Raw genomic sequence first — 13,876 nt, 5'->3', positions numbered from 1 at the left:
TCATCCGCTTCCCCGTGATAACGGTGGGTAACCCGCTAAAGCCTACTCAAAGTTCGGTTTAGAGCTCAGAAGTCCATTCGCGACGTCCCATATACTGATTCGCACCAACCATCAGCTCTCTGTCATACAGGATTCGTCGTTACTTCTCTTCGTCGACGCCTTTATTCGTTTCAGTTAAGTTAATTCGTACTATACAGGGCAGATGAATCCATGTCAAATAAAAAAAATATAAAAACTTTGCCTCTATATGTGCATCCAAAAATGAGAAACCTTCATCGATTTTTCGAATTGACATTGTTTTTTTTCGTCTGCTATAGTCGTCCACAACAACATTTCACTCAGCTAAAGGAGAATCGATTTTGGAAACAAATAAACTAAAACGCGAGCTGTCCACCCGGCAACTTACGATGATTTCCCTCGGGAGCGCCATCGGAACCGGGCTGTTCCTCGGAAGCGGTCTCGCGATTCAAACCGCTGGCCCGAGCGTGCTCGTCAGCTATGCCATCGGGGCGTTCATCGTCCTCTTACTCATGGGTGCTCTCGCCGAAATGACGGTCGCCCATCCAACATCCGGATCATTCGGAACGATTGCCGAGCGATACGTTCATCCACTCGCCGGTTTTCTCGTCCGTTACTCTTACTGGGTCGCGAACGTACTGGCTGTAGGGGTTGAAGTCAGTGCCATCGCCATCTACATGCGCTACTGGTTCCCAGATGTGAACGGGTTCGTTTGGGTCGCCCTCTTCGGTGGACTACTCATTTACGTCAATGCCCGTCACGTTCACACGTTCGGAACGACCGAATACTGGTTATCCTTCATCAAAGTAACTGCCATCATCCTATTCATCGTTCTCGGTGCCGCCACATTGTTCGGCGAACCAGGATCACCAATTGAGTCAATCACGACAGGAAACGAAGGCTTCTTCGCGTTCGGCTTTTACGGAATGTGGGTGACGATTTTCATCTCCCTCTTCAGTTTCCTTGGAACCGAACTCGTCGCTGTGACAGCGGGAGAAGCGAAAGACCCGGACCAGGCCGTACCACGCGCTTTACGCGCGACCGTGTTCCGCTTGACGTTCTTCTATGTCGTCACGCTCGCAATCATGCTCATGCTGATCCCATGGCAGCAAGCCGGGATCGACCAAAGTCCATTCGTGCTCGTCATGGAACAGTTTGATGTCCCGTTCGCGGCAGGCATCCTCAACTTTGTGATTTTGATCGCCGCCTTGTCTGCGATGAACGCGCAGCTTTACGCGTCGACACGTATGATGTACTCGCTCGCGGAAGCCGGCGATGCACCGAAAGCGTTCAAAAAAATCAGCAAAAATGGGATCCCAATGTTCGCGCTACTCGTTTCAACGGGCGGGATCGTCCTCGCCGCTTTGCTACAAGTATTCATGGAGTCGTCGTATCCATTCTTGATGGGAATCTCGATGTTCGGAGCTATTTTCACTTGGTTCATGGTCTTCGTCTCCCACTTGTTCTTCCGTAAAAAATGGACTGGGCGAAAACTCCCTGTCCGCATGATGGGATATCCATTTCTCCCATTGCTCGGGGCGGTCTTACTGCTCAGCCTGATGATCACGACATGGTTCACGGATTTCAACATCTTGCTGAAATTTGGCGTACCTTGGTTGATCGGATTGACGATCATCTATTACGTGCGTGAACAAATGCGTAAAAAACAAGATCGTCCAAGCGATATTGAACAAGCCAACTAACGAGTATCCCTTCGCAATCGCGGAGGGATTTATTACGCACAAAAACTCCTTTCGCAATCGAAAGGAGTTTTCTGGTTGATGCATCAGAAGAACTGACGCGGGTTGACCGTGCTACCTGCGCTCGTTGCCGAGTATGAGTAGCCGCCTTTATGAATCTCAAAGTGCAAGTGCGGACCTGAAGAGTTCCCTGTGTTTCCAAGTGTCCCGATGTTCGACCCTTGCGTCACACGCTGTCCAGAGCTGACAGATACCGAGTTCATGTGCGCATAGACCGTGGTCCAAACTTGACCGTTGATCACGTGTGCGATCATGACGTGGTTCCCGTATGCGCCACCCCAACCTGCTCGAATGACCGTACCTGTCGCAGATGCGCGAATCGGTTTCCCTGTTGGACCAGCGATGTCTACACCGTTATGGAACGTGTAACCAAACGCACCGCTCGCCGGACCCCATCCTTGTGAGTAGCGTCCTGAAGCCGGTTGAATGAACATCGAACTAGACGGAGCTGGCGTCGATGTCGTCGGCGCCGGTTTTGGCTCTGGTTTCGGAGCTGGCGTTGGAGCCGGTGCCGGTTTTGGAGCTGGCGTTGATGCCGCCGTGTTGTTTGAAGACGACGAAGACGGGGTATTCGATTTATTGTCTTGCTTTTGTTGAGCAGCTTGACGAGCTGCTTCCGCTTCTCGTTCTGCCTCTGCCTGACGGGCAGCCTCAGCTTGACGTGCAGCTTCTGCTTGGCGGGCTTCTTCCGCTTTACGTGCCGCCTCTTGACGAGCTGCCTCTTCCGCACGACGACGGGCTTCCTCTTCTTCGCGACGTTGCGCTTCGATTTCAGCCGCGATCGCCTGTTCTTGTGCGACTAATGTCGCTTCAATTTCTTGAAGGTCAAAGATCTGTGATTCGAACTTGATGTTCTTCTCTTCAAGCTCTTTGATGCGCTTTTCACGCTGCTTCATTTTCTTCTCAAGCTCGGCTTGACGCACTTCGAGTGCCTTTTGTTGTTGGAGAAGTGAAGCACGTTCTGCTTTCAAGTCAGCTTGCGCTTCTTTCAACGAACGCTGTGTCGCTTCATAGTCATCGAACAACTCTTGGTCACTACGCTGAATCGTTCCAGCTGTGATCATACGCGTGACGAGATCAGAGAGATTTTTTGAACCGAAGATGAATTCAGCCCAGTTAATTGATCCGCCACCGTTCTTTTGCATCGTGGCCATACGCTCTTTCATCATCGCTTCTTGCGCCTTCATTTTTTCTTGGTAATCTTTAATGTCGGCTTCAAGATCCTCAATCTTCATCTCGGTGCGCTTGATTTCTTGGCGTTTCATGGCGACATCATTGATGATGTCTTGCAATTGCGCGTCCATTTTATTGACTTCAGCCTGAACTTTTGAAATCTCTTCCTTGTTCACTTCAATTTTTGAAGATGTTTCTGACTGGTCTTTTTTCACACTGTCGCGCTTTTCTTTTACTTTTTGTTGTTGTTCTTGCTTCTCTTTAATCGAAGTCGATGCATCCGCAACTGTATGTGTGCTGATGAGCATCACACCGAGCGTCAACGTCGAGACTGTGCGTTTCCAATTCATGAATGGGGTACATCCTTTCTTAAATGACAAACGTGAGTACCTACTACACTACATATTTAAAGCCGTTTCAGTATGTAACAAAAACGATCATTTGGTTGAGTTTCAACACGACTAATTATATCTAACTGATAGATATTTTCCTGTTAAAGTTATATTTCAATTTTATTACGCAAGAACAAAGATGCGGACAGCGAATGCATAGAACTTATTATTTATCAATACCTTTTCAGACTGTTTGATTTGACATCTTTCTGTAATGTTTTATGTAAATAGAGAATTATTTACCCTATTTTCAAATAATATTTTGAATACATCATTGATAAGTTTCCAATTGATGGAACGACCCATCAAAAAAAATCCACGTCCTCGCCTCATGTACACATGAGCAAAGACATGGATGTCGGTTTGACTAGTCTTCTGTTATAACTTGGTTGCGCCAACGATCACAAAAATCCAAGCGGCGATGAACAAGACTCCGCCAATCGGTGTCACGGCTCCGAGTTTTGTAATTCCCGTCAATGCCATGACATACAAGCTTCCTGAGAAGAAGATGATTCCGGCAAACATGAGCCATCCGGCAATGTTAAATTGACTGATGCTCACACGCATGAGCAGTGACGCAATTCCGATGATTCCGAGTGCGTGCACCATGTGGTAGAGCACACCTGTCTGCCAGTTTGCCAACATGTTTGGAGCCAATCTCTCTTTTAGCGCATGGGCGCCGAACGCACCGAGTGCTACGCCGAGTGCCATCAATCCGGCACCAATCATTAATAAGATCTTCATTTCCGTTCCCCCTTATCTAACTTTACGTGCTGGTAAATTCCACTTCCGATAGTAGGATATCACTCGAAGTGTCGCGACGACAATTAATAATGCATAGACGGCAAGGCCGCCTTCGAGCTTGAAGTAATACGTGATGACCGCAATGAGAATCGCCCAAATTGCATACACCTCAGACTGTAAAACGAGAGGCTTGCGTCCGGCCAATAAGTCCCGAACCACACCTCCGCCAACGCCGGTCAAGACAGCTGCCGCAATCGCAGCAGATAAAGGTAAATCAAGCTTGATGGCGACTTGTGCCCCTTGAAAGGCAAACGCGACGAGACCAATGGCGTCGACAATGACACCCCAGCGTTCCCAATGTGGCAATACGACACTCGGGAGCAGGAAGATGAGGAGTGCGACAAGAAAACATAAAATAAATAAATCATTCTGTTGCCAAATTAAGCTGACGGGGTTTCCTAACAGGACGTTTCGGATCGCGCCACCTCCGAAGGCAGTGATAAACGCCAATAGCCATACCCCAAAAATATCGTATTTTTCATCCATCGCAATGATGGCTCCGCTCGCCGCGAACGCAATCGTTCCGACGACGTTGAGCAATTCCCACTCCATGAACATCCCTTGCCCTTTCTTCAACGCATTGTATGGTAAAGTATAGTTACAAAAATTCAGGTCAGTCGTGCGACTGTCGTAAAGGATGTCGGTATTACAATGAAACGTATCGCTTTGTTCCGCATATGGATTATCGTCACCATGTTCGCCCGATTCATCATTCGGCTATACGCCTTTTCACGCAAACAACAACAAGGCGTCGCCACGACAGAAGAATATGAAGCACTCATGCTCAAGCTCGCGCGTGAATACAAACGAAACGCGCTACGGCTCGAGGGCTTGTTAATCAAACTCGGACAATTCTTGTCGATTCGTGCGGACTTATTGCCACCCGCCGTCTTGAACGAGCTATCAGAGCTCGTCGACCGTGTCCCGACGTCTGGTTGGGAGAAATCGCGCGCGATTCTAGAAGCGGAATGGGGCGTGCCTTACTCACAAGTCGTCAAAGACGTCGGCATCGATGCCGTCGCTTCGGCTTCCATCGGGGAAGTATATGGTGCCACGCTGCTCGAAAACGGCAAGCGGGTCGCCATCAAAATCCAGCGTCCGAATATCGAAAAAATCATCCGGACCGACTTCCGTGCCATGCGAATTGTCACGTCGATGTTAAAGCGGACATCCCTCGCTAAATCAACCGACTTAGATAGCTTATATCGCCAGATGATTTTTGTCATCGGGGATGAACTAAATTTTCAAACTGAATTAAAAAATGCCCTGTATTTTAAAGCCAAATACGCGGATAACCGAGACGTTTATATCCCGGACTATCACGAGCATCTCTGTACGAACCGCGTCTTGACGATGGACTGGGTCGATGCACGCCGGATCACCGACCTCGCCTTTTTAAAGGAGAATGGAATCGACCGTTCCGCACTTGCTGAACGACTCTTCACACTCGCTGCTGAACAGCTACTGTTTGGTGGACAGTTCCATGCCGATCCACATCCCGGAAACGTCCAGATTCGGGCAGACGGAACGATCATCCTCCTCGATTTTGGTATGGTCGGACAGACGACGGCACAAGACATGGCCACGATTCGGAATATCTTACAGGCGTTCATCTCGCTCGACTATGACAGCATCGTCGATGGATTAGAAGACTTGCGATTCCTCTTACCAACGGCGAACAAACAAAATATTCGCCAAGCGCTAGAGAAGGCGGTCACCTTCTACTTAGAAACGGACATCGATACCGTCGATACGAAGTTGATTGAGAAGGTGTTACAGGACATTCAATTGCTCGTCAAAAACGAGCCGATTCAGCTCCCGGCGGAATTTGCCTTCTTCGGTCGTGCCGCTTCGACCTTACTCGGGATCTTGCAAATCCTTGACCCAAAAATCGACCTGTTCACACTCGGTAAACCGATTGTCATCGAATGGCTCGAGGAGGACGGGACAACGCTTCAAAATCGTTACGTGAAGACCGGAATCAACTATGCAAAGAAACTGTTAAACGTTCCTCCGCTTCTCGATAATTACTTAAAAGAACCGACACGAAAACGCCTGTCGGAGCAAGCCATGTTCCAACGAACCCTAGAATCCAAGGAACTCTTGCACCGCCAGACGTTCAATGCCATCGTCATCTTGCTCGGCCTGCTCGTCGGGCTACTGGGTTATATCCGACCGGATGAATGGCTCTTTTGGTCAGGTGGCGTCGTCTCCGTTTTAGCTTATTTCAATTGGAGACGCCTCGGACGAAAGATTCGTCATTTGGCACGCCAAGACTTTCGAGTATAAGCGAACCGTCACTTTCAGAAGTGGCGGTTTTTTGTTGAATCCATTGTGCGATATAAGCACCGACGTCACGCATCATGCGAGGTGTCGTCCAACCCATGGTCGATACTTGAATGACGTTCGCCCGTTTCAAATAGTCACTCTCATACTGAACGAGATAGCCTTGATACGACAGTTGGCGCCCGAGCTCGACCGAGGACAGCTCGCACGGTACTCGAATCGTGATGATGCCAGGTGACTGAGCAGGATACACATCGACCGTTAAACCGTTCTCTTGTAAGGCATTAAGCAACGTAGTCATCTTCACAGAATGCGAAACGACTTCTTCTTCTGTCAACTCATCCAGCGCAATCGCCATCGCTGCAAGAAGTGGTTCCGATTGTGTGAAGGCAATCGGCTGATAGAGCGATAAATCCAAATAGCGCGCTGTATGTGGTGTCGCAATCGCCGGATGCTTCATAGCGACGAACGCGAGACCCGGAGCGTTCCGTAACGCCTTTCCCGAAGAGAAGGTCACGTAGTCCGCAAATGAATAATCATAGACGAGCGTCCCGACGGCACTGATCGCATCAATGGCGACAACGCCTTGCCATGTATGGAGAGGTTCGAGGTTGATTAAAATCCCTAACGATGTCTCGCAATGAACCGTCCATACCCAGTCTGGTGCAATGCGCTCAAGTTGCGAAATATCCCATTGTCCCTCTTGGTCCACTGCGACCACGTCAAAAGACAGACCGACACGCCGGGCATGGTCAATCAAGCGTTCTCCAAATTCACCCGCATTGAAAATGAGGCCGTGTCCGTCCAATCGAGCCGCGACCGCATCGTTAGCGACAGTCCCGCTTCCAAGGAGCGTATAGACATGAGGGAGTCCGATTCGTTCCGCCAGTTTTTGTTGCACCGCGTCAAGCACTCGTCCCGTCTCGTTTGAACGATGTGGGCGCGGCTGCATCGAGAGTCGTCCTCTCACGCGCTCTGAACATTCAACGGGTCCTGCTAGTAAACTTTTCGGACGTAGGGTCGACGCTGATTTGGATTCATAAAAAGCCGAACGCGTTAACACCATCGGTACATATCGTGCTTCCTCTGGACCGATTGGATCCGCAAATGGGACAAACCCAAATCGACGATAGAGCACTTGTTCACGTGTCGTCCCACTGATGACAATACCATCGACATCACGCTCTGTCGCATCGTCGATGACCGCGCGCATCAATCCAGCGAACGTCCGATTGCGCCGATAGGGTTTAGTCACAGCGAGCAGACGAATCTCGATCCAATTCCCTTCAGGAATGCGCACTCCCTTTTGTTCCAATGAAAATGGTCGTTTACCACGTAACGCACACATGGCAATCACTTCACCGTCCGCTTCCCCGATCCAATATGTATTTTCTTCGTGAAACTTGTCGACAAGTCGCCTTTCCGGATTCGGTGGATGTTGCGGAATCTCTTCGACGAATGTTTCGTAATTCAACCGATGTATCGCTTCAAAATCTGATACTTCGGCTTTTCGGTACACAATCATGCCTTTTCCTCCTTCACATGATGATAGATGATAAGAATCGTAATCAGCGTGGCCCAGATGACATTTTTGACATCCCAAAGTGCAGCGAGCGGAAGTAAAATGAGCATGACCAGTCCCGTCTCGCGAGAGTTCCCTGTTAATTTGATTAAGAGTAACAAGATAGCAAGACCCCCAATAAACCACCACGGGTCATATGCCCATATGATTCCAGAAAAAACGGCATATCCCTTCCCACCCGCACGAATTCGCCAAAATGGATAAATATGCCCGAGCGTGAGTGCGAACGCCGTCTCCCAAAAATACAATCCACTCATCTGTAGGACGAGAATCGTCTTGAGCACGTCGAATCCATAGACGATGAGAAACGCCTTCACTCCACCGATGCGATGTGCATTGCGTGCACCGGTATTCTTCGAACCAGTTGTCGCTAAATCACGTCCACTTAGCACCCCGTACAGCCTACCCCCGAGCAGACTTCCGACTAAATAGCCAATGATGATAATCAACATAGTATCCCCTCATTTTTTGGAAATTTGTGTGCGTTTCAGAAAAACGGGTATCCTCTAATTAACTGTGCACTTTTTGGAAAGGGGAAATCAAGATGCGAGAAGAGAAAAACTTCATTAATGGGGAATGGACAGAAACGGGACAAACGATCGAGGTACGCAATCCGGCTACAGGCAATGTGATGGCCGTCGTGACAAAAAGTGATACACAAGAAGCGACACAAGCCGTCGACGCTGCGCATGAGGCGTTACAAGAATGGAAACAAAAAACAGCAGAAGAACGAGGGGAACTACTCAATGAGTGGCATCGTTTGATTGCAGAACATACAGAAGAGCTTGCCCGAACCATGGTCGAGGAACAAGGGAAACCGCTCAAGGAAGCAATCGGTGAAATCAACTATGCAAATGGATTCATCGACTGGTATGCAGCAGAAGGACGACGCGTGTACGGAGAGACGATTCCTGCTTCATCAAACCAGAAACGGATCTTTGCCATCAAACAACCGGTCGGCGTCATCGCAGCCATCACACCTTGGAACTTCCCAGCTGCCATGATCACACGGAAAGTCGCTCCAGCGCTCGCTGCAGGCTGTACGGTCGTCATGAAACCAGCATCGGCAACTCCGTTGACCGCCATCGAATTGGTCAAATTAGCGGAGAAGGCCGGATTCCCAAAAGGGGTCATCAACCTTGTCACTGGACAAGCGTCAGATATCGTCAAAGCGTGGCAACAAGATAAACGGGTCCGAAAATTGACGTTCACAGGATCAACGGAAGTCGGAAAAATGCTCATGCGTGACGCTGCGGACACGATGAAAAAGATTTCACTCGAACTCGGTGGACATGCCCCACTCATCGTCACGGCCAAAGCGGATTTAGATAAGGCTGTTCCGCAAGCGGTCGCCACGAAGTTCCGAAACGGTGGACAGACGTGCGTCTGCGCGAACCGAATCTATGTCGAACGCGCCGTCGTCGATGAATTCTCGGAGCGTTTCATTAAAGAAGTCGAAGCGTTGAAAGTCGGGAACGGACTAGAGGAAGGTGTCGACATCGGTCCGCTCATCGATGACGATGCGCTCAGTAAAGTCGAAAAGCATATCGAGGACGCTCAGATTCGTGGCGGTGAAGTGTACGGTGGTGAGGTGCTAGACGGCTTGTTCATCCGTCCTGCCGTCATTCGTTACGCGAATGAAGACATGCTCTGCATGAACGAAGAGACGTTCGGACCTGTCGCACCGATTGCGACGTTCGATTCACTCGATGAAGTCATCAAACGGGCGAACAACACGCCATTTGGCTTAGCCGCTTACCTGTTCACGCAAGACATCAATGAAGCGGTCTATTTAGCTGAATCGTTGGAGTACGGGATTGTCGGTGTGAATGACGGACTTCCGTCAACGCCGCAAGCGCCGTTCGGTGGTTGGAAAGAGAGCGGACTCGGCCGTGAGGGTGGACATCACGGCATCGAGGAATTTTTAGAAGTAAAATACATCTCACTCGGGTTGTAAGTGTAGGTATACAAAAGGCTTGTCGACATATGCGACAAGCCTTTTCTTATCGGTTGACCCACTCGACTAAATCATGCGGAGACTGGATCACGTGATTCGCAAGTGCCCACTCTTCTTCATTGCCGAATCCGAACCCTGTCAAGACGACCGGGAAGTCATGAGCGCGAGCCGCCTCGACATCCGACTTACGATCGCCGACCATAATATAGTCCGCCTCTCCGTGCCGGACACGGTGTGCTGTCAGAATGTCTGCCTTCTTCTCGCCTCCAACAGACTCTAAGCATTCGGGTGCCGTCATATATGGACGAATTTGTTGCGTATCTAAAATCAAATTCATGTAATGAACACCACAATTACTCGCTGTCGTCAGCGTATGACCTTGCTCATGAAGCGTCTCCAACATCTCACGAATTCCGTCAAACAAGACATTTTGCCCTTCCATCGTTTGCTCAAGCGTCGTATGACGGAGTCTGCGAATGAGACGAATCTCTTCAAGCGTCGCTTCCGGGATGACATGCTCCCAAAACGCGTTACCTGCCAAGCCGTATCCTGAGCGGACCGCCTCTTCACTCGGTTTCGGAAGATGAGGAAGCTCCTCGAGTGCCTCATGAATCGCCTTCGTCATCGGTCCGGTCGTATCTACTAACGTGCCATCGATATCAAATAAAATCACTGCCATTGGATTGATCCCCTCTCTTTCACTCTCTCCTTACCGTAGCAGAATCCCCGAAAATGCAAAAGAGAAAACGTGATGACAAAAAAAACGACTGAACCGATTCGTCCAGTCGCCTCTATTATCCACGCCAGAAGTTCATGCCACCTTTTACAGAATAGACGTCGGTATATCCGGCACTCTTCAGCATTGCTGCCGCGCGTTGGCTACGCATCCCGCTCTGACAGATGACATAGACAGGACGCTCCTTTTTTTTCGGATATTTCGCTTGAGCATTACCGAATCCGGATAAAGGTACGTTTTTCGCCTGCTTGATATGTCCCCCGCGGTATTCATGCGGCTCCCGCACATCCAACAATTGAATGTTCCGTTCTTCTGCGATTCTCCGTTTTAAATCGTCCGTCGAGACAGTTTTTACATTGTTTCGACGACTCCACCAGAAATACACAAGTCCAATGACGACCGCTACAAAAAGAAAGTCCAACATATTCACGCCTCCATTTGCATTCATTTCTCATACTCATTATACCCCCTATGGTATTTAAGTCAATGAATGTGAATCCACAAAAAAACCACATGTGATGCACATGTGGTTCAAAAATCGAGCAATGAATCCGATTTCGGTTGTTCGTCTTCCTCCATCGGAATGCCGAGAAAGGCAGCCATCTGTCGATCAAGTGGCGGTTTTGTCTCGTTCGTAGGTGTCGACGTTTGCGGCACACCGACCGCTTTCGCTTCTGACGTCTCATCTAGAAGTAATTCACAAAAGCCCATCAACTTTGCCAAATGACGCTTTTGCACTTCACCGGTTGACGACTCAATCTGTGTCATCACCTGACGCATTTGGGCGATGACTTGTTGTTCTGTAATCATAGTCCGTACACATCCTTTACACTTCCATTGTGAAGGATTTCATCCTCGATTCGCAAGTATCTTTAACGATTCCTTGACTCGACCCAATTTAAAAAGGCTTCATAGTCAAAACGAACTTGATTCGCATAAAAATCAGCCCATCTCGATAACTGTCGAATAAACAGGGACGGGGAGTCACCGATTGCCGCCGCGATTCGTTCGCTTGCCGTATAATCGAGCACATTCGATGACGCATCGGCCCGTGCGTGAATCTTCGCCGTGATTTGCGCTTGCACTTTCAACGTCTCAATGAGCGACGTCTCATCTTTCATGTGTTTCGCTTTCACTTTCCGCTTATACGGAGAACGTTGCCTCACATAATATTCTTTATCGTCGATTGTCAAATAGCCGAGATACGGGTCACGACTGTGGACCATTGCTCGTTGTGCGGCGACGACACGAGCGCCTTGATGCGACAATCCGTTCTCAAACAGCGGATGTGTCGGAAGAAAGAGAGACGGGACGGCGGACTGTGCTTGCTTCATCTCTAAAATAACATCTTCATCATGTTCTTCGTCGGCACCTTCAATCAAAATATAGTAGCGTTCTAAACCGATTGAAGCCGTGCCGCTCTGAAGTTTGATGGCGACATCTTTGATTTCGTAGTGATCGGCATGATGTCGGTGTTGGTCTGACAATGAAGACAGATAATCGCCCCATGCCGCTTCAATTTCCTCCCGTACTTCTGAAGAGACGGGAAGCAGGTCGTCACTCGTCGAAAAATAACGTTCCTCGTCCCGTACCTCCGTCCGTTCGGACATGAATTCATCTTTCTTCTTTTCCGCTTTTTTAATGACTTTTTTGACCGCTTTACACGTATTCTCTTTCGTGAATTGAATATGCTCACTCCGTCCAAGCGCATGTTTTTCAATGGCTTTGGCATAGGACTCAGCAAACGCTTGAATGGCTGCCTTGCCATCGAATCCTGACTCGGCGGCGAACAAATCGACAGAGACCGCCATCCGCAACAAATCGAACAGATAGGACCCGATATACGCCTCATCAAAGTCGTTCACGTCATAGATGATGGTGCCGGCCCCGTCTTCGAACACACCGAAATTTTCAAAGTGTAAGTCTCCTTGAATGAACGTCGGATGGTCAGGACCTGTGTCAAAGGCGATCGGTACTTTCGCAAAGTCGTAGTAGAACAAGTGTGAGCTCCCTCGAAAGAACGAGAACGGGCTTGAACTCATCTTCGCGTACTTCTCTTGTCTCGCCTCTTCCGAAAGCTGTCGAATCGACTGGTCGTAAAAATCAAGGACGGTCCCGATCGTCTCGCACCGAATTTGTTGTTTGACGGCTGTGAACATACGGCTCTCCCCTTCACTTGTTGAATAAGTGTTTATATTCCCCGTACCCCGCCTCTTCAAGCTCTTCTACAGGAATAAATCGGAGAGCGGCCGAGTTGATGCAATAGCGTAAGCCGCCAAGCTCTTTCGGACCGTCATCAAACACGTGACCAAGGTGACTGTCCCCTTGTTTTGAACGGACTTCTGTCCGTACCATGTGGTGCGTCGTGTCCATGTTCAAATCGACTCGCTTCTCCTCGATTGGGCGTGAGAAGCTCGGCCATCCGCAATTCGACTGAAACTTATCGTGCGATGTGAAGAGTGGTGTCCCGTCGACGATATCGACGTACAACCCCTCCCGCTCTTCATCCCAATATTCATTTTGGAACGGTGGCTCTGTCCCGTTTTCTTGCGTCACTTTATACTGCATCGGTGTCAAGCGTTCACGAAGTGCTTGTTGTTGTTTGCGATCACTCCACGCCTCTTTGATGAACTTCGCGCGTCCTGAACCGACACGGTACATCTCATAGCGGAACGGATTTTTTTTATAGTAGTCTTGATGATAGTCTTCCGCTTCCCAGAACGTTTTCGCAGGGCGGATATCGACTTCAATCGAACGATCGAAGCGACCCGAATCTTCCACTTCCTGTTTCGAACGCTCCGCTGCAGCCCGCTGCTCTTCTGAATGATAGAAGATGGCTGGACGGTACGATTCACCGCGGTCATTGAACTGCCCTCCACCATCTGTCGGATCGATTTGACGCCAATAGATGCGTAGCAACTCCTCATACGAAATGACTTCTGGATCAAATGTGATTTCAACCGCCTCTAAATGTCCTGTCGTCTCCGAACAGACTTGTTGATACGTCGGGTTGTCGACATGTCCTCCTGTATATCCAGAAATGACACGCTCCACTCCCTCATATTTATGAAACGGTTTGACCATGCACCAGAAACAGCCTCCCGCAAATGTAGCTTTTGCCATGATAAATCCCTCCTTACTTTGTAGTGTACCCAAAAATGTGGCAAG

The 13,876-nt window shown here is 49.1% G+C and carries 13 protein-coding genes and 1 other annotated feature (1 of these 14 cut by a window edge); of the genes, 3 read left to right on the top strand and 10 right to left on the bottom strand.

The annotated features are described in order from the left end of the window. Positions 1–165: a binding site (T-box leader), on the bottom strand (it extends 64 nt beyond the left edge of the window). Between the two features lie 242 nt (positions 166–407). Further along, positions 408–1,721, top strand: a complete 1,314-nt coding sequence (locus KD909_RS01590) for an amino acid permease (protein WP_047795620.1) — start codon at positions 408–410, stop codon at positions 1,719–1,721. Positions 1,722–1,804: 83 nt separating this feature from the next. On the opposite strand, the gene KD909_RS01585 is transcribed toward KD909_RS01590, so the two are convergent. The 3 genes from KD909_RS01585 to KD909_RS01575 form a co-directional block, all read right to left on the bottom strand. Then, positions 1,805–3,301 (bottom strand): murein hydrolase activator EnvC family protein, encoded by a 1,497-nt coding sequence (locus KD909_RS01585; protein ID WP_211782156.1) that lies wholly within the window; start codon positions 3,299–3,301, stop codon positions 1,805–1,807. A 420-nt stretch (positions 3,302–3,721) separates the two neighbouring features. Next, positions 3,722–4,087: a DUF423 domain-containing protein gene (locus KD909_RS01580; RefSeq protein WP_012727502.1), complete on the bottom strand. Its 366-nt coding sequence runs from the start codon at positions 4,085–4,087 to the stop codon at positions 3,722–3,724. Positions 4,088–4,099: 12 nt separating this feature from the next. Next, positions 4,100–4,705, bottom strand: a complete 606-nt coding sequence (locus KD909_RS01575) for a trimeric intracellular cation channel family protein (protein WP_012727503.1) — start codon at positions 4,703–4,705, stop codon at positions 4,100–4,102. Between the two features lie 93 nt (positions 4,706–4,798). Here KD909_RS01575 and KD909_RS01570 point away from each other — a divergent pair, with 93 nt between their 5' ends. Then, positions 4,799–6,436: an ABC1 kinase family protein gene (locus tag KD909_RS01570; protein WP_012727504.1), complete on the top strand. Its 1,638-nt coding sequence runs from the start codon at positions 4,799–4,801 to the stop codon at positions 6,434–6,436. On the opposite strand, the gene KD909_RS01565 is transcribed toward KD909_RS01570, so the two are convergent. Then, positions 6,375–7,958, bottom strand: coding sequence for a GNAT family N-acetyltransferase (locus KD909_RS01565; protein WP_211782155.1), 1,584 nt, complete (start codon positions 7,956–7,958; stop codon positions 6,375–6,377). The two genes, KD909_RS01570 and KD909_RS01565, sit on opposite strands and share 62 nt — an antisense overlap. After that, entirely contained in the window at positions 7,955–8,467 is a 513-nt protein-coding gene (locus KD909_RS01560) for a glycerol-3-phosphate acyltransferase (protein WP_211782154.1), read from the bottom strand. Before KD909_RS01560 ends, KD909_RS01565 begins: the two co-directional genes overlap by 4 nt. A gap of 92 nt (positions 8,468–8,559) precedes the next feature. On the opposite strand from KD909_RS01560, the gene KD909_RS01555 reads away from it, so the two are divergent. Further along, entirely contained in the window at positions 8,560–9,972 is a 1,413-nt protein-coding gene (locus tag KD909_RS01555; protein ID WP_211782153.1) for an NAD-dependent succinate-semialdehyde dehydrogenase, read from the top strand. A gap of 46 nt (positions 9,973–10,018) precedes the next feature. On the opposite strand, the gene KD909_RS01550 is transcribed toward KD909_RS01555, so the two are convergent. From KD909_RS01550 to msrA, 5 genes are all read right to left on the bottom strand, one after another. After that, positions 10,019–10,651 (bottom strand): HAD family hydrolase, encoded by a 633-nt coding sequence (locus KD909_RS01550; RefSeq protein WP_211782152.1) that lies wholly within the window; start codon positions 10,649–10,651, stop codon positions 10,019–10,021. Between the two features lie 115 nt (positions 10,652–10,766). Next, positions 10,767–11,132 carry a rhodanese-like domain-containing protein gene (locus KD909_RS01545; RefSeq protein ID WP_211782151.1) on the bottom strand — a complete coding sequence of 122 codons (366 nt, stop codon included), beginning with the start codon at positions 11,130–11,132 and terminating at the stop codon, positions 10,767–10,769. A gap of 107 nt (positions 11,133–11,239) precedes the next feature. Further along, positions 11,240–11,518: a DUF5327 family protein gene (locus KD909_RS01540; RefSeq protein ID WP_211782150.1), complete on the bottom strand. Its 279-nt coding sequence runs from the start codon at positions 11,516–11,518 to the stop codon at positions 11,240–11,242. Between the two features lie 62 nt (positions 11,519–11,580). Next, a complete protein-coding gene (locus KD909_RS01535) occupies positions 11,581–12,867 on the bottom strand; it encodes a DUF2252 domain-containing protein (RefSeq protein WP_211782149.1) in 1,287 nt (428 codons plus the stop codon). A gap of 13 nt (positions 12,868–12,880) precedes the next feature. Beyond that, positions 12,881–13,831, bottom strand: a complete 951-nt coding sequence (gene msrA / locus KD909_RS01530; RefSeq protein ID WP_012727512.1) for a peptide-methionine (S)-S-oxide reductase MsrA — start codon at positions 13,829–13,831, stop codon at positions 12,881–12,883. Between the last annotated feature and the right edge of the window lie 45 nt (positions 13,832–13,876).

The sequence above is a fragment of the Exiguobacterium sp. PFWT01 genome (assembly GCF_018255795.1).
Lineage (GTDB): Bacteria > Bacillota > Bacilli > Exiguobacteriales > Exiguobacteriaceae > Exiguobacterium.
The sequence above is the reverse complement of the archived record's forward strand: the minus strand, read 5'-3'. Positions and strand labels throughout refer to the sequence as shown.

Bases quoted from the DNA above. Each gene is read 5' to 3' on its own strand.
- KD909_RS01565 (WP_211782155.1), bottom strand. From the start codon at position 7,958: ATGATTGTGTACCGAAAAGCCGAAGTATCAGATTTTGAAGCGATACAT.
- KD909_RS01560 (WP_211782154.1), bottom strand. From the start codon at position 8,467: ATGTTGATTATCATCATTGGCTATTTAGTCGGAAGTCTGCTCGGGGGT.
- msrA (WP_012727512.1), bottom strand. From the start codon at position 13,831: ATGGCAAAAGCTACATTTGCGGGAGGCTGTTTCTGGTGCATGGTCAAA.
- KD909_RS01540 (WP_211782150.1), bottom strand. From the start codon at position 11,518: ATGATTACAGAACAACAAGTCATCGCCCAAATGCGTCAGGTGATGACA.
- KD909_RS01550 (WP_211782152.1), bottom strand. From the start codon at position 10,651: ATGGCAGTGATTTTATTTGATATCGATGGCACGTTAGTAGATACGACC.
- KD909_RS01590 (WP_047795620.1), top strand. From the start codon at position 408: ATGATTTCCCTCGGGAGCGCCATCGGAACCGGGCTGTTCCTCGGAAGC.
- KD909_RS01545 (WP_211782151.1), bottom strand. From the start codon at position 11,132: ATGTTGGACTTTCTTTTTGTAGCGGTCGTCATTGGACTTGTGTATTTC.
- KD909_RS01580 (WP_012727502.1), bottom strand. From the start codon at position 4,087: ATGAAGATCTTATTAATGATTGGTGCCGGATTGATGGCACTCGGCGTA.
- KD909_RS01555 (WP_211782153.1), top strand. From the start codon at position 8,560: ATGCGAGAAGAGAAAAACTTCATTAATGGGGAATGGACAGAAACGGGA.
- KD909_RS01585 (WP_211782156.1), bottom strand. From the start codon at position 3,301: ATGAATTGGAAACGCACAGTCTCGACGTTGACGCTCGGTGTGATGCTC.
- KD909_RS01535 (WP_211782149.1), bottom strand. From the start codon at position 12,867: ATGTTCACAGCCGTCAAACAACAAATTCGGTGCGAGACGATCGGGACC.
- KD909_RS01575 (WP_012727503.1), bottom strand. From the start codon at position 4,705: ATGTTCATGGAGTGGGAATTGCTCAACGTCGTCGGAACGATTGCGTTC.
- KD909_RS01570 (WP_012727504.1), top strand. From the start codon at position 4,799: ATGAAACGTATCGCTTTGTTCCGCATATGGATTATCGTCACCATGTTC.